General features: G+C 68.4%; 24 protein-coding genes. 14 read left to right on the top strand and 10 right to left on the bottom strand.

Features of this window, described 5'->3' with window-relative positions; all coding sequences use genetic code 11:
- Nucleotides 1-80: 80 nt before the first annotated feature.
- The 7 genes from OD750_RS19690 to rph all read right to left on the bottom strand — a co-directional run bounded on the left by OD750_RS19690 (nt 81) and on the right by rph (nt 6,733).
- Nucleotides 81-1,148 (bottom strand): FAD:protein FMN transferase, encoded by a 1,068-nt coding sequence (locus OD750_RS19690; protein ID WP_263540986.1) that lies wholly within the window; start codon nt 1,146-1,148, stop codon nt 81-83.
- Nucleotides 1,145-1,498: a PilZ domain-containing protein gene (locus OD750_RS19685; RefSeq protein WP_263540987.1), complete on the bottom strand. Its 354-nt coding sequence runs from the start codon at nt 1,496-1,498 to the stop codon at nt 1,145-1,147. The genes OD750_RS19690 and OD750_RS19685 overlap by 4 nt, the downstream gene beginning before the upstream one ends.
- An 11-nt stretch (nt 1,499-1,509) precedes the next feature.
- Nucleotides 1,510-3,876 carry a DUF1631 domain-containing protein gene (locus OD750_RS19680; protein WP_272842075.1) on the bottom strand — a complete coding sequence of 789 codons (2,367 nt, stop codon included), beginning with the start codon at nt 3,874-3,876 and terminating at the stop codon, nt 1,510-1,512.
- A 105-nt stretch (nt 3,877-3,981) separates the two neighbouring features.
- Complete coding sequence (locus OD750_RS19675) at nt 3,982-4,179, bottom strand: CPXCG motif-containing cysteine-rich protein (RefSeq protein WP_425508248.1); 198 nt, start codon at nt 4,177-4,179, stop codon at nt 3,982-3,984.
- A 20-nt stretch (nt 4,180-4,199) separates the two neighbouring features.
- Nucleotides 4,200-5,363 carry a radical SAM family heme chaperone HemW gene (hemW, locus tag OD750_RS19670; RefSeq protein ID WP_263540988.1) on the bottom strand — a complete coding sequence of 388 codons (1,164 nt, stop codon included), beginning with the start codon at nt 5,361-5,363 and terminating at the stop codon, nt 4,200-4,202.
- Nucleotides 5,364-5,391: 28 nt separating this feature from the next.
- Entirely contained in the window at nt 5,392-5,991 is a 600-nt protein-coding gene (gene rdgB, locus OD750_RS19665; RefSeq protein WP_263540989.1) for an RdgB/HAM1 family non-canonical purine NTP pyrophosphatase, read from the bottom strand.
- Nucleotides 5,992-6,001: 10 nt separating this feature from the next.
- The gene (rph, locus tag OD750_RS19660; protein WP_272842074.1) at nt 6,002-6,733 is read right to left on the bottom strand and encodes a ribonuclease PH; all 732 of its coding nucleotides are present in this window, start codon (nt 6,731-6,733) and stop codon (nt 6,002-6,004) included.
- Nucleotides 6,734-6,801: 68 nt separating this feature from the next.
- Here rph and OD750_RS19655 point away from each other — a divergent pair, with 68 nt between their 5' ends.
- The 8 genes from OD750_RS19655 (at nt 6,802) to OD750_RS19620 (ending at nt 13,533) form a co-directional block, all read left to right on the top strand.
- Complete coding sequence (locus OD750_RS19655) at nt 6,802-7,665, top strand: YicC/YloC family endoribonuclease (RefSeq protein WP_263540990.1); 864 nt, start codon at nt 6,802-6,804, stop codon at nt 7,663-7,665.
- A 78-nt stretch (nt 7,666-7,743) separates the two neighbouring features.
- Complete coding sequence (gmk, locus tag OD750_RS19650) at nt 7,744-8,361, top strand: guanylate kinase (protein ID WP_263540991.1); 618 nt, start codon at nt 7,744-7,746, stop codon at nt 8,359-8,361.
- Nucleotides 8,361-9,167, top strand: a complete 807-nt coding sequence (locus OD750_RS19645) for an ABC transporter ATP-binding protein (RefSeq protein ID WP_263540992.1) — start codon at nt 8,361-8,363, stop codon at nt 9,165-9,167. The genes gmk and OD750_RS19645 overlap by 1 nt, the downstream gene beginning before the upstream one ends.
- Nucleotides 9,164-9,931, top strand: a complete 768-nt coding sequence (gene mlaE / locus OD750_RS19640) for a lipid asymmetry maintenance ABC transporter permease subunit MlaE (protein WP_263540993.1) — start codon at nt 9,164-9,166, stop codon at nt 9,929-9,931. Before OD750_RS19645 ends, mlaE begins: the two co-directional genes overlap by 4 nt.
- A gap of 7 nt (nt 9,932-9,938) precedes the next feature.
- Nucleotides 9,939-10,448 carry an outer membrane lipid asymmetry maintenance protein MlaD gene (gene mlaD / locus OD750_RS19635; protein WP_263540994.1) on the top strand — a complete coding sequence of 170 codons (510 nt, stop codon included), beginning with the start codon at nt 9,939-9,941 and terminating at the stop codon, nt 10,446-10,448.
- Between the two features lie 13 nt (nt 10,449-10,461).
- Nucleotides 10,462-11,097 carry an MlaC/ttg2D family ABC transporter substrate-binding protein gene (locus OD750_RS19630; protein WP_263540995.1) on the top strand — a complete coding sequence of 212 codons (636 nt, stop codon included), beginning with the start codon at nt 10,462-10,464 and terminating at the stop codon, nt 11,095-11,097.
- The gene (locus OD750_RS19625) at nt 11,094-11,393 is read left to right on the top strand and encodes an STAS domain-containing protein (RefSeq protein ID WP_263540996.1); all 300 of its coding nucleotides are present in this window, start codon (nt 11,094-11,096) and stop codon (nt 11,391-11,393) included. Before OD750_RS19630 ends, OD750_RS19625 begins: the two co-directional genes overlap by 4 nt.
- Before the next feature lie 10 nt (nt 11,394-11,403).
- Nucleotides 11,404-13,533, top strand: coding sequence for a tetratricopeptide repeat protein (locus OD750_RS19620; protein ID WP_263540997.1), 2,130 nt, complete (start codon nt 11,404-11,406; stop codon nt 13,531-13,533).
- Nucleotides 13,534-13,539: 6 nt separating this feature from the next.
- Here OD750_RS19620 and OD750_RS19615 read toward each other — a convergent pair whose 3' ends face one another.
- Nucleotides 13,540-13,977: a hypothetical protein gene (locus OD750_RS19615; protein WP_263540998.1), complete on the bottom strand. Its 438-nt coding sequence runs from the start codon at nt 13,975-13,977 to the stop codon at nt 13,540-13,542.
- A gap of 309 nt (nt 13,978-14,286) precedes the next feature.
- Between OD750_RS19615 and OD750_RS19610 the strand changes: the two genes are divergently transcribed.
- On the top strand, nt 14,287-14,724 hold the full coding sequence (locus OD750_RS19610) for a hypothetical protein (protein WP_263540999.1): 438 nt from the start codon (nt 14,287-14,289) through the stop codon (nt 14,722-14,724).
- A 57-nt stretch (nt 14,725-14,781) separates the two neighbouring features.
- Here the strand turns inward: OD750_RS19610 and OD750_RS19605 are convergent, their stop codons facing one another.
- Nucleotides 14,782-15,606 carry an MlaA family lipoprotein gene (locus tag OD750_RS19605; RefSeq protein WP_263541000.1) on the bottom strand — a complete coding sequence of 275 codons (825 nt, stop codon included), beginning with the start codon at nt 15,604-15,606 and terminating at the stop codon, nt 14,782-14,784.
- 283 nt (nt 15,607-15,889) lie between these two features.
- On the opposite strand from OD750_RS19605, the gene rpoZ reads away from it, so the two are divergent.
- The 5 genes from rpoZ (at nt 15,890) to OD750_RS19580 (ending at nt 21,765) form a co-directional block, all read left to right on the top strand.
- Nucleotides 15,890-16,183: a DNA-directed RNA polymerase subunit omega gene (rpoZ, locus tag OD750_RS19600; RefSeq protein WP_263541001.1), complete on the top strand. Its 294-nt coding sequence runs from the start codon at nt 15,890-15,892 to the stop codon at nt 16,181-16,183.
- 144 nt (nt 16,184-16,327) lie between these two features.
- Nucleotides 16,328-18,487, top strand: coding sequence for a RelA/SpoT family protein (locus OD750_RS19595; RefSeq protein WP_263541002.1), 2,160 nt, complete (start codon nt 16,328-16,330; stop codon nt 18,485-18,487).
- Between the two features lie 119 nt (nt 18,488-18,606).
- A complete protein-coding gene (locus tag OD750_RS19590; protein WP_263541153.1) occupies nt 18,607-18,990 on the top strand; it encodes a RidA family protein in 384 nt (127 codons plus the stop codon).
- Nucleotides 18,991-19,030: 40 nt separating this feature from the next.
- On the top strand, nt 19,031-21,121 hold the full coding sequence (gene recG / locus OD750_RS19585) for an ATP-dependent DNA helicase RecG (RefSeq protein WP_263541003.1): 2,091 nt from the start codon (nt 19,031-19,033) through the stop codon (nt 21,119-21,121).
- A gap of 68 nt (nt 21,122-21,189) precedes the next feature.
- A complete protein-coding gene (locus tag OD750_RS19580; RefSeq protein ID WP_263541004.1) occupies nt 21,190-21,765 on the top strand; it encodes a hypothetical protein in 576 nt (191 codons plus the stop codon).
- A 46-nt stretch (nt 21,766-21,811) separates the two neighbouring features.
- Here the strand turns inward: OD750_RS19580 and OD750_RS19575 are convergent, their stop codons facing one another.
- Nucleotides 21,812-22,522, bottom strand: a complete 711-nt coding sequence (locus OD750_RS19575) for a hypothetical protein (RefSeq protein WP_263541005.1) — start codon at nt 22,520-22,522, stop codon at nt 21,812-21,814.
- Nucleotides 22,523-22,641 lie beyond the last annotated feature (119 nt).

Raw genomic sequence — 22,641 nt, 5'->3', positions numbered from 1 at the left:
CCGCCGTTCGTTCCCGCGTTCGTTGCGATTCGGCGCGTACGCCGAACCCTTCGTCGCCGCCTCCCGGCCGGATTCGGGCTTCAGCCGCCGCAGTTCGCGCCGAGGCTTTCGGTGACGTTGAACGCTGCCGGCGGCGTTGAAAAATCGATGCGTTCCTTCATCGCCGGCGTGATCCACACCGCGCCCGTCTCGTCGACGAGCACGGCGCAGGCCACGCCGAGCTTCCGCGCCGTTTCGGCGAGTGCCGCCGTGCCCGCGATCATCAGCGTCGTCGACGCGATATCTGCGATCACCGCGTCGGGGTGGATCACGCTGACCGCCGCGACGCCGTGCGCCGGTTCGCCGGTTCGCGGATCGAGCACATGGCCCCAGCGCTGGCCCGGTTCTTCGCGAAACTTGTTGTAGTTGCCGGACGAGAACAGCGCTTCGCGGCCCGACAGCTGCGCGCTCGCGAGCGCGGCGTGCTGCGGCGACGAAATGACGACGCGCCACGGCCGCTCGCCGGCGTCGCCGAGCGCGAGCACGTCGCCGCCGACGTTGATCAGCGCGTGCGCGATGCCGCGCCGTGCGAGTTCTTCGGCGATCTGTTCGGCCGCATAGCCTTCGGCGAGGCCGTTGAGATCGAGATCGACCGCGCGGTTGCGCGAGGCGACTTCGCCGTTTTCGCCGACGGTCAGGTCGTCCATGCGCGGACTGCCGGCCATGAGCCTGGCGATCGCTTCGGGCGGCGGTCGCGGCGTGCGGATCGGGTAGTCGCTCGTATGAAAGCCCCACAGTCCGACCAGGCCGCCGATCGCGGGATTGAACAGGCCGCCGCTCCGCGCGTAGCCGTCCTGCGCGCGGCGGATCAGGCCCGCGAGGCCCGGCGGCACGGTGTACGGCTGGCCCTGTTCGATGGCGGCGTTGAGCCGCATCAGATCGCTCATCTCCCACGGATGCCATTCGCGCTGGTCGCGCGCGAGGATTTGCGCGATCGCCGCGAACGCGTCGTTCGCGACCGCGTCGGTCGGCGCGCGCAGTTCCGCTTCGGTGATGCCGCCGAACGCGAGAAACGTGCCGCGCTGCGGTGCGGCCGGGCGCAGCAGCGCGTACGCGAAGAGGCCGCCCGCGGCGAGCGCCGCGAGCACGGCGAAACCCTTGCGCTTCAAGTGCCCGGTGCCGTCTGGCGGCTGCGCGCGAGCCACGCGTTCAGCACGGCCTGCTCGTCGCTGCCGATGTCGATGAAGCGCAGGCCGACCCAGTGCTGGCCCGGCACGTTCGCCGATTCGGTCCACTGCTCGTGCATGCCGATTTCGAGCGTGTGCATGCGGCCGCGGTCGTCGGCGAGGTTGAAGCTCAGTTGATACAGCGTGTCTTCGCGCGCGGGACGGTTCGCCACCAGCATCATGCCGTCGAGCGAAAGATTGCCGACTCGACCGGCGATTTCGCCCGTGATCGCGTTCGTCACCTGTATCGCCTCGCCGACGCGGATGCGCGGCGCCCTGCGGTGTTCGACCATGACCGAGTCTCCTACGCCGGCGCGAGCGGCGCGTGGCCGGTGATCTGCTTGAGCGTACCGACGATCGCATGCCACGCGCGATCGATCAACGATTCGCGCTCGATCGTCGCGATGCGCGCCTGGCCGCGCACGAGATCGCGCGCGAGCTGTTCCATCGAACGCTCGTCGGTGCGCGCGCCGCGCTGGTTCACGAACAGGCAGCGGCCGGTCAGCGTCGAGAACCACGACAGCTTGCGCCGCACGGCTTCGCCCTGCTGGTTCTGCACGAATTCGAACCACGTGCCGAACGGGAGCGTCCTGACGCGCTCGAGCATCTGCCGTTCGGCCGCGTTGAGCGGCGGCGCGATCGGCGCCATGCGCGTGCCCTGGTGCGACGCCGTTTCGCCGGTTGCCGGCGTCGTTGCCGTTGTCGTCGTGTCTTCGCCCAGACGCGTCTTCGCCTTGAGCTTGAGCGCCATTTCCGTGCGCGAGGCCGGGCTGTCGTCGGCGCCGGCGGCTTCGCCGGCCGAGAACAACTGGCGCACCATCGCCTGTGCTTCGTCGCCGTGGAAGCCGACCTGCGCGAGTCCCTGTTCGATTTCCTCGCGTACGTCGGGCGTCGCGACGCCGTCGCCGATCAGGCGGTCGGCGACGTCGATGCGGCGCCGGTACGCGTCCGATTCTTCGCCCTGGCGCAGAATCGTCAGCGCGAGCACGTCGGTCCACGCCTGTTCCAGCAGCGTACGGACGAAGCGGTTGATCTTGCGGCCGGCCAGCCGTTCGCCGATCGCGCCGACCGCGCGCTCGCGCGCAAGATCCAGGCGCTCGCGGCCTTTCGCGGCGTCGACGTGGCGGCGCTCCGCCACTTCGGCCTTGCGCGCGAGCATGCCCATGTGGCGCGAAAGGTCGGTCAGCATCTCGTCGAAGAGTTCGACCTTGCCGTCGAATTCGGCGCCGACGCGGTCGACGACGAGCTGCATCTTTTCGACCAGCGTGCGATCGGACTCGCCGTCGCCGTCGTCGATCCAGTACTGGCCGGTCTCGGCGATCGCGTTGAGCAGCTGGCGTGCGGGATGACTGCGCCGGGTGAAGAACGACTTGTCGCGCAGGGCGACGCGCAGCACGGGTACCTGCAGCTTCGTCAGCAGGCTTTGCGATGCGCTGTCGGGGCGCGTGTCCTTGGCGATGAAGTCGAACAGCATGCCGACGAGTTCGAGCGTGTCGGCGTCTTCCTCGCCCAGTTGCGGCGGGCGTCCGTCCGGCGTGAACTGGCGCAACTGGTTGAGCAGGTCCTGCTTCAGGTGCGCGATGCTGCGCTGGACCACGCGCCCGCCGAGCACCATCGACGCGGCCGGCTTGCACTGCAGCGCGCCGAGCACCGATTGCAGATCCTCGGCGGTGGCGACATAGCTCGACAAGGTCGCCGCGGCGGCGGTGGCGGGCGAGGGCGGCGCCGCCGTCTGCTGGATGTGGCGACGGCCTGACAGCAGCTCGCGCAAGGTCGTGAACAGTTCCGAGTCGCGGACGTCGTCGGCGGCATCGTGCGCGAGGGGCGTTTCTGCGGGCGGCTGCGCCGCCGCCGACGGTTCCGGCGCCGCTTTTTCGATCGTCGCGTCCGCGGCGGCGCCGGGGTCGCGTTTCGGTGCGACCGGACCTGCGCCGCGCGCCGCGACGCGCGCGCGCGGCAGCGTCAACTGCAGATTGCGCAGGATGCGCTTTTCGACCATGTAGTCATTGATGGAACTGTATAAAACGCCCAGTTCCGCCATCAGCAGGCGATCGAACTGGCGATACATCACCAGCCGGTGCTCCAGCGAGACGCCGATGCAGGCGGTCGCGTAGCGCAGGCCCGCGCACAGCCGCTGCGGGCCGACGGCGAGGTTCTCGGCGTCGATCGCCGGCGATCCGGCGAGTACGCCGAAACGGTGGCCGAGCGCGTACAGCGCCTGGCTGTGCCGGATCTCGGCCTTCGCCGCGATCTCCTGCAGCGTGATGTTTTCCTCGAGGTCGCGCGTATCGACGAGCGCAAGTTCCGCGAAGCGCGGCAGCGCTTCGCCGTTCGCGGGCTTGCGCTCCTCGCCGAGCCGCGCCAGGGTCGATTCGAAATGCAGCAGGTAGCGCGGTGCGACATCGGCGCGGGCGCGCTTGACCTCGCGCAGCGATTCGAACACGCCGTGCTGCTCGTTGCTGCTGCGCGCCTTCTCGGCGAGCTTGAACAGCTGCTGCTCGCATTCGGTCAGGCTCAGCGAAATGGAGCGCTCGAGCTGGCTGCCGGCGAGCGCCAGCACGCCTTCGAGCAGCGTGCGCACGCGCGGCGGAAAATCCCGGCGCGAGCCGATGGTCGCGAGTGCGGTCTCCGTGTCCGGTCGTCTGGACGAAGCCGGGTCGGTGAGCTGCATGACACGTGTCCGTTGTCCCCTGTGCCCCGATTCTATTCCTCGAACTATGCGCGAGGGGCTGAAATCCGTGCGCGGATACGCCAGTACACACTTTTCTACAGTGCGTCAGTCTCGGTCGCTCGACGCGAAAACCCCGAGAAGTTCGCCGTCGTCCGACACCTGGACGCGCACGTCGATCGGCCGGCAGCACACGGCGCAGTCTTCGACGTACGACTGGCTTCCCGCCGAGAGGTCGACCACGGTTTCGAACGACTCGCCGCAGTGAGGGCAGTGGATGGCCACGAATTCGGTCATGGGATTCATCACTTGTCTCCCGAAGCCCGTCAGGGCAGAAACAGCTCGATCACGTCGTTCAAGAACCGCCGGCCGAGCGGCGTGGTTCTCACGCATTCTTCATCGAATTGGAGCCAGCCGCGCTCGCGCGCGGTCGACAGACCGCCGGCGATCGCGTCTCGCGCGAGCCCCGTGTGCCGGTCGAACCACGCGAGTTCGAAGCCGTCCTCGAGGCGCAGCGCGTTGAGCATGAACTCGAACGGCAACTGCGCCGCGGCGACCGCGTCGTCGCCGCCCACGCCGCGCGGCGTACCGGCATGCGCGAGATACGCCTTCGGCGCACGCACCTTCCAGCGCCGCCGCACCGTGCCGGCGGTCGCGTCGCTGATCTTCGCGTGCGCGCCGGCGCCGATGCCGAGATAGTCGCCGAACTGCCAGTAGTTGACGTTGTGCGCGCTGCGGCGCCCGTCGCGCGCGTAGGCCGAGGTTTCGTAGTGCGCATAGCCCGCCGCGGCGAGGTGCGACTGACACAGCTCCTGCATGTCCCACGCGGTGTCGTCGTCGGGCAGGCGCGGCGGACGCGCCGCGAACGCGGTATTCGGTTCGAGCGTCAACTGGTAGTGCGAGATGTGCGACGGCGCCAGCGCGATCGCCCGTTCGACGTCGCGCAGCGCGCCGGCGAGATCCTGCTCCGGCAGCGCGTACATCAGGTCGAGATTGAAGTTGTCGTAGCCGGCCTGCCGCGCCAGAAGCACGGCGCGCTCGGCCTCGGTCGAGCCGTGGATGCGCCCGAGGCGCACGAGCTTGTCGTCGTCGAAGCTCTGGATGCCGAACGACAGGCGGTTGACGCCGGCGGCGAGATAGTCCTCGAAGCGGCCGTGTTCGACCGTGCCGGGATTCGTCTCGAGCGTGATCTCGGCGCCGGCGGCGAACGACAGGCGCGCCGCGCACGCGTCGAGTATCGCGCCGATCGCGGCCGGGGCGAACAGGCTCGGCGTACCGCCGCCGAAGAACACGCTGACGATCTGCCGGCCGGCGATAGCGGCGCCGTAGTCGGTGAGGTCGCGATCGAGATCGGCCGCGAGCGCGCGCACGTAGTCGTCCTGCGGCAGGCCGCCCGGCGCGGTATGCGAATTGAAGTCGCAGTAGGGACATTTGCGCACGCACCACGGAATGTGGACGTACAGCGACAGCGGGGGCGCGGACATCGGCATGCGGCGATTGTAGAGCGGCGCCGCGCGCTCAGAGCGTGCCGGCCGCGAGCATCTGCCGCAGCTTCGCCATCGCGAGGCCGCGATGGCTCACGCGGTTGCGCGTCGGCGTATCGAGTTCGGCCGACGCGACGCCGAGCGCCGGATCGAAGAACAGCGGCTGGTAGCCGAAGCCGTGGCTGCCCTGCGGCGCGCGCAGGATGGTGCCGCGCCACAGGCCCTCGGCGATCAGCGGCGCCGGGTCGTCGGCGTGGCGCAGCAGCACGATCGTGCAGTGGAAGTGCGCGCCGCGACGCTCGTCCGGCACGTCGGCGAGCGCCTCGAGCAGTTTGGCGTTGTTCGCCGCGTCGTTGCGATGCGTGCCTGCGTAGCGCGCCGAATACAGGCCCGGCGCGCCGCCGAGCGCGTCGACGCAGATGCCCGAATCGTCGGCGACCGCCGCAAGACCCGTCGCCCGCGCGGCGTGGCGGGCCTTGATCAGCGCGTTTTCCACAAAGGTAAGACCGGTCTCGTCGGCGTCGCCGACGCCAAGGTCGCCCTGCGTGACGAGATCGATGTCGAAGCCGGCGAACATGCCGGCCATTTCCTCGAGCTTGCCGCGATTGCTGCTCGCGAGAACGACGCGCCGCATCGGCTGCTCCTCACGGACGGTCGAGCGCTTCGCGCTGCAAGGCGACGAGTTCGTCGACGCCCTTGCCCGCGAGCGCGAGCAGCGCGTCGAGTTCGTCGCGGCGGAACGCATGGCCTTCGGCCGTGCCCTGCAGCTCGATGAAGCCGCCGCCGTCGTTCATCACGACGTTCATGTCGGTGTCGCAGTTGGCGTCTTCGGCGTAGTCGAGATCGAGCACCGGCACGCCGCGATAGATGCCGACCGACACCGCGGCGATCGCGCCGTGGACGGGATCCTTCTTGATCAGGCGCGCCTGCTTCAAGCCGCGGATCGCGTCGATCAGCGCGACGTACGCGCCGGTGATCGCGGCCGTGCGCGTGCCGCCGTCGGCCTGCAGCACGTCGCAGTCGAGCGTGATCGTGCGCTCGCCGAGCGCGGCGCGGTCGACGCACGCGCGCAGGCTGCGGCCGATCAGGCGCTGGATTTCCATCGTGCGGCCGCCCTGGCCGCCGCGCGCGGCCTCGCGCTGCGTGCGCTCCTTCGTCGCGCGCGGCAGCATGCCGTATTCGGCGGTGACCCAGCCTTCGCCCTTGCCGCGCAGGAACGGCGGCACTTTTTCCTCGACCGAGGCGGTGCACAGCACGCGCGTGTCGCCGAAGGAAACCAGCACCGAACCTTCGGCGTGGCGGGTGTAGCGACGTTCGATCGATACCGGGCGCAACTGGTCGGGCGCACGGCCGGAGGGGCGCAAACTGGCTGTCATGGGGAGAAAACTTGGGGAATGGGGCGCGCGAGTTTACCATTGCGGCCCTTTTCCCTTACGGCTGCCCCATGATCCGCAGCATGACCGCCTACGCCAGCGCCGAAAGCACCACCGCGCTCGGCCTTTTGTCCTGCGAGCTGCGTTCGGTCAATCACCGCTACCTCGAACTGAGTCCGCGGCTGCCCGAAGAACTGCGTTCGATCGAGCCGCAGCTGCGCGAGCGCGTCGCGGCCAAGCTCACGCGCGGCAAGGTCGACGTCGGCCTGCGCCTGCGCTCGCAGGGTGCCGCCGCCGCCAAGCTCGAGTTCAACGACGTGCTGCTGGGTCAGCTCGAACACGCCGCGTCGCATCTGTCGCCGCGGTTTCCGCACATGACCACCGATTTCGTCGGCCTGCTCGGCATCGACGGCGTGCTGGTCAAGCCCGAGGTCGACCAGGCCGAACTGCAGGCCGAAGCGCTCGCGGTGCTCGAGCGCGCGCTCGACGACATGGTCGCGACGCGCGCGAGAGAAGGCGAGCGCCTCGCCGGCTTCATCGCCGACCGGCTCGAAGGCATCGCCGCGCTCGTGGTCAAGGTGCGCGAATGGCTGCCGGACATCCGCGCCGCGCTGCGCGCCAAGCTCGACGCCAAGCTCGCCGACTTCCGTCAGAGCGCCGATCCGCAGCGGCTGGAGCAGGAACTCGTGCTGCAGCTTTCGCGCATCGACGTCGACGAGGAACTCGACCGTCTGTCGGCGCACGTCGCCGAGGCGCGCCGCATTCTCAAGCTCGCCGATGCGAACGGCCGCCGTCTGGACTTTCTGATGCAGGAGTTCAACCGCGAGGCGAACACGCTCGGTTCGAAATCGGTCGATCAGCGTACGACGCAGGCGGCGGTGGAACTGAAAGTGCTCATCGAGCAGATGCGCGAACAGGTACAAAACATCGAGTGATCGCCTTGCGGCGGCTATTCTTTTTTAGCAATTTTTAATGACGCGCATGTATGTAACGGCGTAGCGCAGGATCAGCGGATGTCAGGAACCTTGTTCATCGTCGCGGCGCCCTCCGGGGCGGGCAAGACCAGCCTCGTCAAGGCGCTGATCGAGCGCGAGCGCGATCTGTGCCTGTCGGTGTCGTACACGTCGCGTCCGCCGCGGCCGACCGAACAGGACGGCGTGCACTACCACTTCGTCTCGCGCGGCGTGTTCGAACTGATGATCGCGCGCGGCGAATTCTTCGAGCACGCGGTCGTGCACGGCGACTACAAGGGCACCTCGCGCGCGGTCGTCGAGCAGACGATCGCGCAGGGCCGCGACGTGCTGCTCGAGATCGACTGGCAAGGCGCGCGCCAGGCGCGCGCGCAGGTGCCCGGCGCGGTCAGCCTGTTCATCCTGCCGCCGTCGCGCAAGGAACTCGAACGCCGCCTGCGCGCGCGCGCGTCCGACAGCGAGGCGGTGATCCGCCGCCGTCTCGCCGATTCGCGCGAGGACATGGCGCACGCGCACGAGTTCGACTACATCGTGATCAACGACGCGTTCGAGGATGCGCTCGCCGAAATGCGCGCGGTCGTCGCGGCGCAGCGCCTGAAATCGGGCAACCAGGTCAAACGACACGCGGCGCTGCTGTCGGATCTGTTGAAGGCGGACTGATGAACGTGACCGAACCGCTCGTGCGCATACGGGGCCTCATGACGCGCCTCGGGGGCAAGACGATCTTCGACGGCGTCGATCTGGACATCCCGCGCGGCGGCATCACCGCGATCATGGGGCCGAGCGGCACCGGCAAGACGACGCTGCTGCGCCACATCACGGGACAGCTCAAACCCGACGCCGGAGAGATCGTCGTCGACGGCCGCAACGTCGTCATGCTCGATCGCGACGCGTTGTTCGACCTGCGCGAAAAGATCGGCTACCTGTTCCAGAATTCGGCGCTGCTGACCGACTTCAGCGTATTCGAGAACGTCGCGTTTCCGCTGCGCCAGCATGCGCGTCTGCCGGAAGAACTCGTGCGCAACATCGTGCTGACGAAGCTGCAGGCGGTGGGCCTGCGCGGCGCGGCCGGGCTGATGCCGGCGGAGCTCTCGGGCGGCATGGCGCGCCGCGTCGCGCTCGCCCGCGCGATCGTGCGCGACCCGATGCTGCTGATCTACGACGAGCCCTTCGTCGGTCTCGACCCGATCGCGCTGAATCAGGTGCTCAAGCTCATTCGCACGCTGAACGCCACGCTCGGCCTGACGAGCATTCTCGTCGCGCACGAGCTGTCGGCGATCCGCCGCGTCGCCGACAACATCTACCTCATCGCCGCCGGCAAGATCGCCGCGCACGGCTCGCCCGAGGCGCTCACGCGCGGCGAGACCGCCTGGACGAAGCAGTTCTTCGGCGGCGAGGCCGACGGCCCCGTGCCGTTCCATTATCCGGCGCGCGACTACGCCGCCGACCTGGGCTTTCCGACATGAGCGACGCGAACCGCACGAACGTCGTCGGCGACGGTCTGGCCGAAGTCGGCCGGATCGGCCTCTTCCTCGTCGCCGTGATCGCGGCGATTCCGCGCAGCCTGCGCTATCTGCGCGAAACGGTGCGGCAGATCTTCTTCGTCGGCGCGATGAGCCTCGTCATCGTGATGACGTGCGGCCTGTTCATCGGCCTCGTGCTCGGCCTGCAGCTGTACGACGTGCTCTCGCGCTTCGGCGGCACGGCCTCGCTCGGCACCGTCGTGTCGCTCGCGCTGTACCGCGAACTCGGGCCGGTCGTCACGGCGCTCCTGTTCGCCGGGCGCGCGGGCACGTCGATCACGGCCGAGATCGGCCTGATGCGCGCGACCGACCAGCTGTCCGCGATGGAGATGATGGCGGTCGATCCGATGTCCTACGTCGTCGCGCCGCGCTTCATCGCCGGCGTGATCGCGATGCCGCTCCTCGCCTGCATCTTCAACGCGCTGGCGATCTTCGGCGCGCACGCGGTCGGCGTGACGTGGCTCGGCCTCGACAACGGCACGTTCTGGTCGAACATGACGTCGAACGTCGACGTGTGGACCGACGTGATGAACGGCGTCTACAAGAGCATGGTGTTCGGCGGCATCGTCACGCTGATGGCGTCGTACCAGGGCTATACCACGGCGCCGACGAGCGAGGGCGTCGCGCACGCGACGACGCGCACGGTGGTGTTTTCGTCGATCGCGACGCTCGCGCTCGATTTCGTCATGACCGCTTTCCTGATGTGAGGCCGCTATGAGCCAGCGACGCAGTTATCAAATCGGCACGGGCCTTTTCATCGTGCTCGGCTTTGCCGCGCTCGGTTTTCTCGCGACGCAGACCACCAGTCTCGCGAACTACCGGCAGGGGCCAACGTACGCGTTGCAGGCGCGATTCACCAACGTCGGGCAGTTGAAGCTGCGCGCGCCGGTGAAGATCGCGGGCGTGCGCATCGGCAGCGTGCACGCGATCGAACTCGAACCCGACCGGCTCGACGCGAAGGTGACGCTCGCGATCGACGAGCGGTTCAAACAGATTCCCGACGATTCCGCCGCGGCGATATTCACCAGCGGTTTATTGGGCGATCAGTACGTTGGCCTGCAGCCGGGCGGCTCGCCCGACATGTTGAAGAACGGCGACGAGCTCGTGCTGACGCAGAGCGCGATCCAGCTTGAAGAGCTGATCGGCAAATACCTGGTCGGCGGCAACCCGCCGAGCGCGAACGCCAAGCCCGAAGCCGAAAAGACGTCGGCGCCCGGCAACTGACAAGGAGTTGACGATGTTGCGTTCTCTTGTTTTCGCTTTCTGTATCGCGCTGGCCGGCACGGCCGTTCCGGCGCTGGCCGCCGACGAGCCGAACGCCGTCGTGCAGAAGATCGCCGACGACCTCGGCAACGCGCTCGAAGGGCGCAAGGAAGAACTGCGCAACGACCGCGACAAGCTGATCAAGCTGATCGACGCCACGGTGCTGCCGCATTTCGACATCGACTACGCGTCGATCATGGTGCTCGGCCCGAACGCGCGTGCGGCGACGCCGGAGCAGCGCGCGCGCTTCGCCAAGGCGTTCTACAACTCCATCTCGCACCGCTACGCCGAGGGCCTCCTCAGCTACACGCGCGGTCGCATCAACATTCAGCCGTTCAAGGGCGAGCTCAACGACAAGCGCTCGCTCGTGCGTACCGAGGTGGTGCTCGACGACGGCAAGCGCGTACCGGTCGACTACGTGTTCCGCAAGACCGCGAGCGGCGAGTGGAAGGCGTTCGACGTGATCATCGAAGGCATTTCGTACGTCACGAACTATCGCAACCAGGTGACCGCCGAGATCGCCAAATCGAGCCTCGACGCGCTGATCACACGCCTGGAAACGCAGGGCGAGAAGGCGCTCGAAAGCCTCGAGAAGAACGCCAAGTCGTGAGCGCCGCGAACCCGTTCGCGCTGACCGCGACCGCGCCGGACACGCATGCGCTGTCCGGCGCGCTGACGTTCGCAACCGCGGCGCAGGCGCTGCGGGAGTGCCGCGGCGCCGGCCACGCGAAGACGCTCGATCTTGCCGGCGTCGACGCCGCCGACAGCGCGGGCCTCGCGGTGCTGCTCGCCCTGGCGCGCGACGCGCGGGCGGCGGGCCGGCCTTTCGCTATCGCCAACGCGCCCGAAAGCCTGCGCGCGCTCGCGCAGCTCGCGGAAGTCGACGGGTTGCTCGGGCTCGGTTGACGCGCCGCGCATGGCGACGCGAGCCCTGCCGACGACGCCGATTCGTATCGCTTTTGCTTTTTTGTGTTGTCTTGCGTTCGCGGCGCACGCCGCCGGCGACGACGCGCAGAGCGCCTGCCGCGACCGGATCGCGCAGCAGCCGACGCTGGCCGTCGATGCGTGCGAGCGCGCGTGGACGCAAGCGCAGACGCGCGGCGACGCCGACGCGGTCGAATGGCTCGCGCGGCGCAGCGACGCGGAACTTGCGGCCGGCGACTTCGTCGCGGCGGCGCGCACGCTCGATCGCGTAGCGGCGCTGTTTCGCGTCACGCCGAACCCCGAAGGCGAATTCAAGCTCGCGCGACGGCGCGGGATTCTCGAGTATCGCCGCGGCGAGATCGCCGACGCGCTCGCGCTGTTCCGGGAAGCGCTCGCGATCGCGACGGCGCGCGGCGATGCGCGCGGCGAAGGCCAGAGCTGGAACGACATCGGCACGGCGCTGCGCCGCATCGGCGACTATCGCCACGCGCTCGAAGCGTATCTGGCGAGCCTGGAGCGCAAGCGCCAGACGGGCGATACGCAGCTCGGACCGCTGCTGAACAATCTCGGCGACCTGTACCGCGAGCTGGGCGACGCCGAATCGGCGCGCCGCCGCTACGGCGAGGCGCTGGCCGAGCACGAGCGGGCCGGCCGGCCGATCGACGCGGCGCACACCCGCGAGAGCCTGGGCCTGCTCGCCGCCGAAAACGGCGAGCGGGACGAAGCCGCGCGGCTGTACGCCGAAGCGCTCGCCGGCTACGAAAGCGCAGGTGCCGCCGGCGACCAGCTGCGGCTGTGCGCACTGCTTGCGCGCGCGGCGCTCGACGCGGATGCGCGCGCCGACGCGAAGATCTGGATCGATCGCGGCCTTGCGCTGGCGCAACGTCTGCGCGTGCCCTCGTCGCCGGAGTTCGTCGCGCAGCAGGCGCGCCTGCTGCGCGTGAGCGGGCAGCTCGACGGCGTGCGCACGCTGCTGCGCGCGACGCTCGATCGCCTGCCGCCGGACAGCACCGACCGCATCGACCTGCTGCGCGAACTCGCCGAAGCCGGCGAGGCGGACGGCGACTATCGCGGCGCGCTCGCCGACTGGCGCGCGTGGAACGACGCCGACACGCGCCGCCGCGGCGCCGAGCACGACCGGCGGCTCGAACAGCTGCGCGTGCGCTTCGACGTCGCCGAAAAGGAACGCCGCATCGAGGCGCTCGCCGCCGAGAACCGCCTGCGCGCGCTCGAACTCGAACGCCGCGCGGCGATGCAGCGCTTCACGGTCGCCGCGGCGCTGTTCGCACTCGTCGCCGTGCTGGCGCTCGTCTATCGCTGGCGCCAGCGCGAACGGCTGGCGCGCGCCGTGCGCGAGGCGCGGCTGGAAGCCGAGAAGGAGCAGTATCGGCGCGAAGCCGAGGCGCTCGGCATGGACCGCGAACGCCTGCAGGCGCTGCTCGACGGCGCCGCGCGCGCGGTGGTCGCGATCGACGCGGCCGGACGCATCACCGCACTCAACGCGCCGGCCGCGCAATGGCTCGGCGCGCCCGAAGACGCCGAAGGCGTGGACCTGCGTACACGGCTCGCGCCGGCCGATGTCGCGCGATTCGACGCGGCGCTCGCCGATATGGACGAGCATGACGCCGCCGTGCGCATCGATCTGGCCGACGCGGACAACGCGACCGTGGCCGCGACGCTCGCGCCGCTCGGCGTCGGGCATGGCCTTGCGATGCTGAGCTTCGATCCGGCCGGCGCGGTGCCCGCCGCGGCGGACGACGCCGCGATCGGCGCACTCGACGCCGACAGCGGCGAGGAACGCGAGGCGTATCGCCGCGCGCTGGTGGAGCTGATGCTCGGCACGGTCGCGGCCTGGGAGCGCTCGACCGGCAAGACGCGCATCGACCTGGCCGAAAAGAGCCGCATCTGGCGCATCACGATCGACGAGGGGCGGCTGCGCGTGCGCGCGCTCGAGCGGTACCTGTCGCTCGCCAAGCTGCCGCGCCGGCCGCGCTGGCGCGAGGTGCTGCGCACGGTGTACTTCGTGCTGACCGAATGCCCGCTCGCGCCGGACGAGCGCGAGCGGCTCAAGCGCCAGCTCGAGGCGGTACAGGACGTCGTGCGGCGGCGGTCGCTGCTGTAGCGGCGCTCACTCTCCGGGCGGCAGGCAGATCGCGCACATGCCCCAGACGCCGGCCTCGATCCGGTAGATCTCGTGGTGTTCCGGTGCGAGGTAGCTTTCCGGCCCGGTGACGATCGCCGCGGTCGTGCCGAAGTCGACGTCCGGGGACGGCAGCCCGAACAGGCCGCAATGGCCGCCGGCGGCGACGCGCGCAGTGTTGTAGGGCGGATCGAACTGTCCGCAATGGTTCGGCGCGACACCGGCGCGCTCGGCGCCGCCGCGCCGAAGCTTCGTGCCGGTGTCGTTGCCGGTGCACGACGCCGCGATCTGTTTCGCGCCGAGCTTGAAGTCGGCGACGTAGGCGATCCTGCCGGCGTGGCACCAGTCTTCGCGCGGCAGGTCGCTATGCGCGCAGACGCTGCCGGCAGCTAGCGCGGCAGCCGAGGCGATCAGGGGAATGCGCATCGTCGGTACTCCGTGGGGCGGGGCGGCCATCCTAGCCGCCCGTCGCCGCAGCGCTACCGCCGCGTGGGACCGCGACGGGAACGAAAACGTGCAACTGGCTGATTTGGCGGATATACGCGGCCCGGTCGGCGGCGCGGCGGCGGTCGCCGGAATTCGCGAGGCGGTACATGCGCTTGTGTTCGATGCGTACCCGACCGCTACCCGCGCGCGTCACCACGACGACACCGCATTTCGCTGGCCGGTCGGCCGACGCGGGGCATAGCGTGCCGGTGCGCTTTGGCGCGCTCGCCCACACCACGGAGAACATCGATGGTCAGCAAAACCCTGAAGGCGCTGGTCGCGGTCGGTCTTGCCGCCGCTGCCGGCCAGAGCTTCGCGCTCTACAGCATCGGCGGTCCCTACATCTACAGCCACTACTGCGCCGGCTTCATGAAGGGCGATCACGGTCGCGCGTACTCGTCGCCGACTTACGCCGGCTGCCAGTCGCTGCTCAATGCGGGCATGGCCGCGGAGCCGGGCCCGTACACGGAATTCACGCCGTGCCACGTCTGCGCGCAGAAGTTCAGCTACATGATGGTCGCGCCGTCGGACCCCGACGTCGCCGTGTCGACCGAGACGGCCACGCAGTACATGAACCTGACGGACGAACTGCGTCGCCGCTTCCGCATCGAAGAATACGAACGCGCGCAATCGGAACTGGAGCGTTCGTTCTCGCCGCCGCCGGCGGCGGCGCAGCCGAACCGGTAGTTGCGGTGACGCGCAGGTCCGGTGCGGCGATAGAGGCGTCGCGCCGGGCCTGTGCGTTTACGGCGTGGTCGAACCGCCGCCGCCGTTCTTCTCGTTGTACTGCTCCTGTTCCTTGAGCAGTTCGTCCGGATCGAAATCCTCGCTGACGCCTTGCAGCTGCTCGATCACTTCGATCGGCGGATTGCCGTCGTAGATCTGGTAGATCCGGCGCTGACGGTATGCGTCGCGATAGAACACGTACGGGTCGTACACGCCTTCGAGCAGGCCTTCGGCGTCGATGCCGCGCGAGCGCAGCGTGACGAGGAAAGCGACCTGCGGGAAGTACTGCGCGTTGTACTTGAGATCCTGGTGGCTCGCGTAGTAGCTCAGCGGATCGACGCGGCGGTCGACCGGGAACCGGAAGATGTCGCGCACGGTCGTGGAGCCGAGCAGCGGCACGACGACGTACGGGCCTTCGGGCACACCCCATTTGGCGAGCGTGACGCCGAAGTCGGTCTCGTTGAGCGGCAGGCCCATCTGGCTCGCCGGATCGAAGAAGCCGGCGAGACCGATCGTCGTGTTCACCGCGAAGCGGCCGGTGCTCCGGAAGAAATCCTTCGGCTCGCCCTGCAGCAGGTCGTTGAGCATCGTGACCGGCATGCGCAGGTTGGTGAAGAAATTCGAGACGACGCGGCGGAAGTTCGGCGACGTCACCTTGCGGTAGCCGACGGCGACGGGACGGATCACCGCCCGGTCGGCCGCGTCGTTGAACGCGTAGACCTTGCGGTTGAACTTCTCCCACTTGTCGTCGGTGCGCGGCTTGGCGATCGTGCAGCCGGCGAGCGCGAGCACGGCGGCGGCAACGGCGACGGTCCGATACTTCCGGCTTGAATCAGATGGCATGCGAACGCTTCCTGCTGCGGCTTTACGCGCGCGGACATGGCTGCCCTTTGGGATCGATTCAAGGGCGGGCCGGCGCGCGGGGGCGAGAATACACGCCGAGGCGGCCGTACGGGTTAATCCTAGTGTCACACTTTTAAGAAAGTTCTAAGCCGCTTCGACCTTCGCAGGGGGGCGGCCGGTCGGGCGCGGAGGCCCGATTGCGCGCATGTTTGCGCCGCACAAAAGCTCGCGGCTACAATGGCGGCCATCTAACGATATGATTTTCGATGGTTTTGAGGTTCACATGGCACGAATTACCGTAGAAGATTGCTTGCAGGTGGTCGACAACCGCTTCGAACTGGTGCTGATGGCGACCAAGCGCGCACGTCAGCTCGCGAAGGGTTCCGACGCGCTCGTGCCGGCCGAGAACGACAAGCCGACCGTCCTTGCGCTGCGCGAAATCGCCGAGCGCAAGGTCGACAACGCGCTGATCGAACAGGTCGAGAAGCTCGAACGCGAGCGCGCCGAGCGCGAAGCGCTCGAATGGGCCGCGGCCGAAGTCGACGACGATCTCAAGGGCGGCGGCGACGACCTGTAACCCCGTACGTCGCACGGCCGCCGCGAGGCGGTCGCTGCCGGCGTCGATCGCACGACACGAACGCGGGCGGCGCGAGCCTTGCTGGCGAGGCGCGCGCGGGCAAGCTCGCAAGCGGTACGCCATCGCCGGCAATGAAGGTCTTCGATGCCTACGGCTTTGAGCTCGCCCCCGGCGCCGAGCGTGAGCGATCCTCCTGCTTACGTCCGCGCGCTGGAAGATAAGCTGTCGTACCTGTCGCCTAGCCAGGGTGCGCTGGTTCGTCGTGCGTACGAGGTCGGTGCGCACGCGCACGGCGAGCAGAAGCGCAAGAGCGGCGAGCCCTACATCACCCATCCGGTCGCGGTGGCGGGCATCCTCGCGGAACTGCGCCTGGATCACGAGACGATCATCGCGGCGATCCTGCACGATACGCTCGAAGACACTCCGCTGACGCGCGTCGAACTCGAAACCGAGTTCGGCGAAGCCGTGGCCGATCTCGTCGACGGCGTCACCAAGCTCGACAAGCTGCAGTTCAAGAGCCGGCAGGAAGCGGCGGCGGAAAGCTTCCGCAAGATGCTGCTGGCGATGGCGCGCGACCTGCGCGTGATCCTCATCAAGCTCGCCGATCGCCTGCACAACATGCGCACGCTCGGCGCGATGGAGCCGTCGGCGCGCCGCCGCATCGCGCGCGAAACGCTCGAGATCTACGCGCCGATCGCGCAGCGCCTGGGCATGAACAAGTTCAAGGGCGAGCTGCAGGAGCTCGGCTTTCGCGCGATGTATCCCGATCGCCACCGCGTGATCGAAACGCGCATCAAGTCGACGCTCGGCAACCGCCGCGAAGCGATGGGCAAGATCGAAGCCGCGCTGCGCACGCGCCTGGAAGCCGAAGGCATCGTCGCGCGCGTGGTCAGCCGCATCAAGGCGCCGTACAGCATTTATACAAAAATGCGCACGGAGCACAAATCGTTCGTGCAGGTGATGGACGTGTACGGCTTTCGCGTCGTTACCGACAGCGTGATGCGCTGCTATCACGCGCTCGGCGCCGTGCACGGCCTGTACAAGCCGCTCGACGCGCGCTTTCGCGACTTCATCGCGATCCCGAAGGCGAACGGCTACCAGTCGCTGCACACGGTCGTATTCGGGCCGTTCGGCGTGCCGATCGAAATCCAGATCCGTACCGACGACATGGACAGCGTCGCCGAGCGCGGCGTCGCGGCGCACTGGGCGTACAAGTCGGCCGGCAAGGGCAACGCCGCGCAGTCGCGCGCGCGCGAGTGGGTCGAGGGGCTCGTCGACAGCCAGTCGCGCACGTCCTCGTCGCTCGAATTCATCGAGAACGTCAAGGTCGACCTGTTTCCCGACGACGTCTACGTGTTCACGCCGAAGGGGCGCATTCTTTCGCTGCCGCGCAACGCCACCGCGCTCGACTTCGCCTACGCGGTGCACACCGACGTCGGCAGCCACGCGGTGGCCACGCGCGTCGACAAGAAACTCGCGCCGCTGCGCACGCGGCTCGTCAGCGGACAGAGCGTCGAGGTGATCACCGCGCCGTCGGCGCAGCCGCATCCGCAATGGCTCGACTGGGTCGTATCGGCGAAGGCGCGCACCGCGATCCGGCATCACCTTAAAAAGCTGCAGCACGAGGACGCGGTCGAACTCGGCCACCGCATGCTCGATCGCGCGCTCGATCAGGCCGGCGCGTCGCTCGAAAGCATTCCGGTCGAGGAGCTCGACCGCTGGCTCGCCGAGAACAAGTTCAAGCGCCTGGAGGAGCTCCTCGCCGACATCGCGCTCGGCAACCGCGTGGCCGACCAGGTGGCCTCGCAGCTGGTCAAGGTCAAGGGCGGCAAGACGCGCCTGCGCGCGACGCGCCATGCCGAAAGCATCCGCATCACCGGCGCCGAGCGCGGCGTGCTGACGTTCGCGAACTGCTGCCATCCGCTGCCGGGCGATGCGATCATGGGCTTCATGTCGGCCGGCAAGGGCATCGTCGTGCACCGGCTCGAATGCCCGAACGTCGCGGAGTTTCGCAAGACGCCCGAGCGCTGCATCGCGATGGAATGGGACCGCGACGTCAGCGGCGACTACAAGGTCGAACTGCGCGTCGACATCCAGAACAAGCCCGGCGTGCTCGCGTCGGTCGCAGCGGCGATCGCCGAGAGCAATTCCAATATCGAAAATGTGGAATATCAGGATCGCGGCGTGATGTCGGCGATCATCGTGTTCACCATCGAAGTGCAGAATCGCAAGCACCTTGCCGACGTGATGCGCCGCGTGCGCCGCCTCGGCGTGGTGCACGGCGTCTACCGGCATCCGCTATGAACCGAACCTCGACGTACGCCGCGGCGATCTTCATCGCCGCCGCGCTGGCCGGCTGCGCGGGCGTGCACGAACGCCGCGACGATGCCAAGATCGCGCATTCCCCAGTCAAGGAAGCCCCCATGAGCCGTACGATCATCTCGTCCGACCGCGCGCCCAAGGCGATCGGCCCGTACTCGCAGGCCGTCAAGGTCGGCAACACGATCTACACGTCGGGCCAGGTGCCGTTCGATCCGGCGACCGGCGAACTCGTGACCGGCGACATCGCGACGCAGACGCGCCGCGTGTTCGAAAACCTCAAGGCCGTGCTCGAAGCCGCGGACGCCTCGTTCGCCGACGTCGCGCGCGTCGGCATCTATCTGACCGATCTTGCGAACTTCGCGGCGGTCAACGCGGTGATGGCCGAGTATTTCAAGGAGCCGTATCCGGCGCGTTCGACCATCGGCGTCGCGGCGCTGCCGCGCGGCGCTCAGGTCGAAATCGACATGGTCGCCGTCAAAGAATAAGCGTTGCGCGCGCGGCGACCGCCGCGCGTTACCGCCGCCCATGAATGCGCATGCAGCCGATTCCGCGTCGGCGCCGGTGTCGTCGTTGCCCGGCGTGGGTCCGGCCCTGCGCGACAGTCTCGTCAAACTGGGCCTCGCGACGCTGCAGGACCTGTGGTTTCATCTGCCGCTGCGCTACGAGGATCGCACGCGCGTGACGTCGATCGCCGACCTGCGCGTCGGCGAGCCCGCGCAGGTCGAGGGCACGGTCGAAGCGGTCGAGCGCGGCTTTCGGTTCAAGCCGCAATTGCGCGTGGCGCTGGCCGACGCATCGCAGCGCACGCTCGTGCTGCGCTTTTTCCACTTCAGCCGCGCGCAGGTCGACCAGCTCAAGATCGGCACGCGCCTGCGCTGCTACGGCGAAGTGCGGCACGGCGCGCAAGGTCTCGAAATCGTCCATCCGCAATACCAGCGCCTCGCCGGCGACGAGCCCGGCGACGTCGAAGACGCGCTGACGCCGGTGTATCCGACGACCGAAGGCGTCGGTCCCAAGCGCATTGCCGGCGTGATTCGCCGCGCGCTCGAACGCCTGCCCGGCGACGACGCGCTCGAACTCGTGCCGGCGCCGCTGCGCAAAGGCCTGAATCTCGCTTCGCTGCGCGAGGCGCTGCTGTACGTGCACCGGCCGCCGCCGGACGCCGACGTCGCCAGCCTGCGCGAAGGCTCGCATCCGGCGCAGCAGCGGCTCGCGTTCGAAGAACTGCTCAGTCATCACCTGAGCCTGAAGCGACTGCGCAATCAGGTGCGCAGCAATACCGCGCCGGCGCTGTCCGGCGACGGGCGCCTGCGCCGCGCATTGCTCGACGCGCTGCCGTACAAGTTGACGAATGCACAAAAGCGGGTCGGCCGCGAAGTGGCGCACGACATCGCGAGCGCCGAGCCGATGCTGCGGCTGGTGCAGGGCGACGTCGGTTCCGGCAAGACGGTCGTCGCGGCGCTCGCGGCGCTCGCCGCGGTCGAAGCCGGCTGCCAGGTGGCGCTGATGGCGCCGACCGAACTCCTGGCCGAACAGCACCGGCGCACGCTGCTCGGGTGGTTCGAACCGCTCGGCGTCGACGTGCTGTGGCTCGCGGGCAAGGTGCAGGGCAAGGCGCGCGCGAAGGCGCTCGCGGCGGTCGCCGACGGTGCGCCGGTCGTCGTCGGCACGCACGCGCTGATGCAGGAAGGCGTCGTGTTCCGCGCGCTCGGTCTTGCGATCATCGACGAGCAGCACCGCTTCGGCGTGCATCAGCGCCTGGCGCTGCGCGACAAGGGGCGCGAGGGCGAGCGCGTGCCGCACCAGCTCGTGCTGACCGCGACGCCGATTCCGCGCACGCTCGCGATGACCGCGTATGCCGATCTCGACGTCTCGGCCATCGACGAGCTGCCGCCGGGCCGCACGCCGGTGACGACGGCCGTATTTGGCAATGCGCGCCGCGCCGAAGTGATCGAACGCATCCGCGCCGCGTGCACCGAAGGACGCCAGGCGTACTGGGTCTGCACGCTGATCGAAGAATCCGAGCAGCTGCAGGCGCAGGCGGCCGAAGTGGCGCATGTGGAATTGTCCGCCGCGCTGCCGGAGCTGAAGGTCGCGCTCGTGCACGGCCGCATGAAGCCGAAGGAAAAGACCGCGGTGATGGACGCGTTCAAGGCCGGCGAGATCGCCGTACTCGTGGCGACGACCGTGATCGAGGTCGGCGTCGACGTGCCGAACGCGAGCCTCATGATCATCGAAAACGCCGAACGCCTGGGCCTTGCGCAGCTGCACCAGCTGCGCGGGCGGGTCGGGCGCGGCGCCGTCGCGTCGAGCTGCGTGCTGCTGTATCAGCCGCCGTTGTCGCAGCTCGCGCGCGAACGGCTCAACGTCATGCGCGAGACGAACGACGGTTTTCGCATCGCCGAGCGCGATCTGGAGCTGCGCGGCCCCGGCGAAATGCTCGGCACGCGGCAAACCGGCCGGCTGGAATTTCGCATCGCCGACGTGCAGCGCGACGCTGCGCTCCTGCCCGCCGTGCAGGAGATCGGCGAGACGATACTCGCGCGCCATCCCGACCTCGCCGAGCGCATCGTGGCGCGCTGGATCGGCGCCGGCGCCCGCTACGCCGGTGCGTAGACCGCGTCATGGTTGCGCCGCGCGGCCGGCGCTATAGTTCGCGCGTCGTCGCCGTGGAGAAAGCCGCCATGCCCGTCGTGACCCCGCTGTTTCTGGCGCTTGGCCTTGCCGGTCCGCTGCCGCCGCCGGCCGATCATCTGCTCAATCCCGATTTCGACACGGGCATGTCCGACTGGCGCTATTACCTCGACCGCGGCGCCGGCGGCAAGCTCGAATGGGACGCGACGCGCGGTTCGCCGGCCGTCGGCAGCGCGCGGGCCGGCAATATTTTTCACGGCGACCGCTACGATGCCTGGGGCCAATGCGTGAAGCTCGCGCCGGGCGCGTTCACGCTGCGCGCGCAGGTCGCCGCGCAAGTGGCCGCCGGCAACCGCTGCGAGCTGCGCATCGCGGTGCTGAACCAGCCGGATTGCAACACGACGGCCGTGCCGCTGCGCGACCTCAAGGCATACAACACCCTCAACGACGGCACGTTCGAAGCGGTGACGATCAGCGATACGGCGCCGGGGCAGGCCGGCGCCGCGTGGGTGTTTCTCGGTCACATCCGTGTCGACGCGGCGGCTTACGGCGACAGTTACTGCAATTTCGACCATGTCGAACTGACCGGCAACGCGGTCTTCCGCAGCGGGTTCGACGCGCAATGACTGCTAGCGCCGCCGCAGGCGAGGCGTCGTTGAGTGAGTCCGGCCGTCAGCGCGGCAGATAGCAGGTCGTGGTGTTCGTCGTCGGATTCCACGTGCAGACGATGACGCCGTTGCCCGCATTGCCGCCCGTAGCGATCGTGACGCCGAGCGAGCGCATGTACTCGAGGAAGGCGGTCATGTCGGCGGCCTGACCGGGCGGGTAGTACCAGCGGCCGGAATAGGCAGACGTATCGAAATTCGGGTCCGGCAATACGTGTCCGCTGCCGTCGCGCGCGCTGCCAGGAACGTAAGCCGCTTCGCGGCCGACGGACAATCTGATCCTGATTTTCGAACCATCGTGAAACACGATATGGACGACGACGACGACTTCCTGCGACGTCGCTAGGAGCGCGTCTGTGTGCGAAGCGATAGTCGAGAGCGGTGATTGCAGCGTGTGTGAAGCATCCAGATCGAAAATGCGAGGGGTGCGCGCGAGGTCGATCAGCGCTGCACGGAGGTTTACATCCAGAAGAAAGTCGCGTGCGGTCGGGCGTTCGGGCAGATAGGTCGGGAAGGACATTTCGCCGATGTCGACATGAATCCCGACTTTGAATGTTCGCCTGGTGGCGAGCCGAATTTCGTCGAGCGCGGCGGCGACCCGCAGCCGGTCACTGACGGCTGCGTCCTTTGCAGCATCGAATTGACGGCCGTTTGCAGGAGCGCAGACGGCCGCGAGCAGCGCAACGGCCGCACTCGCTACAATGATTCGCCTGCGCATGGACTGAACACCTCGGTCGTGTCGTCCTCCCCTGAACGCCGCCGACGCTAGCACGAGAAATCAAAAAACGTCTGTTCGGTAGCGAATTGCAGTAGTCAACTAATTAACGAACAATGGAA

The organism is Tahibacter soli (assembly GCF_025717065.2).
Taxonomy (GTDB): Bacteria; Pseudomonadota; Gammaproteobacteria; order Xanthomonadales; family Rhodanobacteraceae; genus Tahibacter; species Tahibacter soli.
The sequence above is the reverse complement of the archived record's forward strand: the minus strand, read 5'-3'. Positions and strand labels throughout refer to the sequence as shown.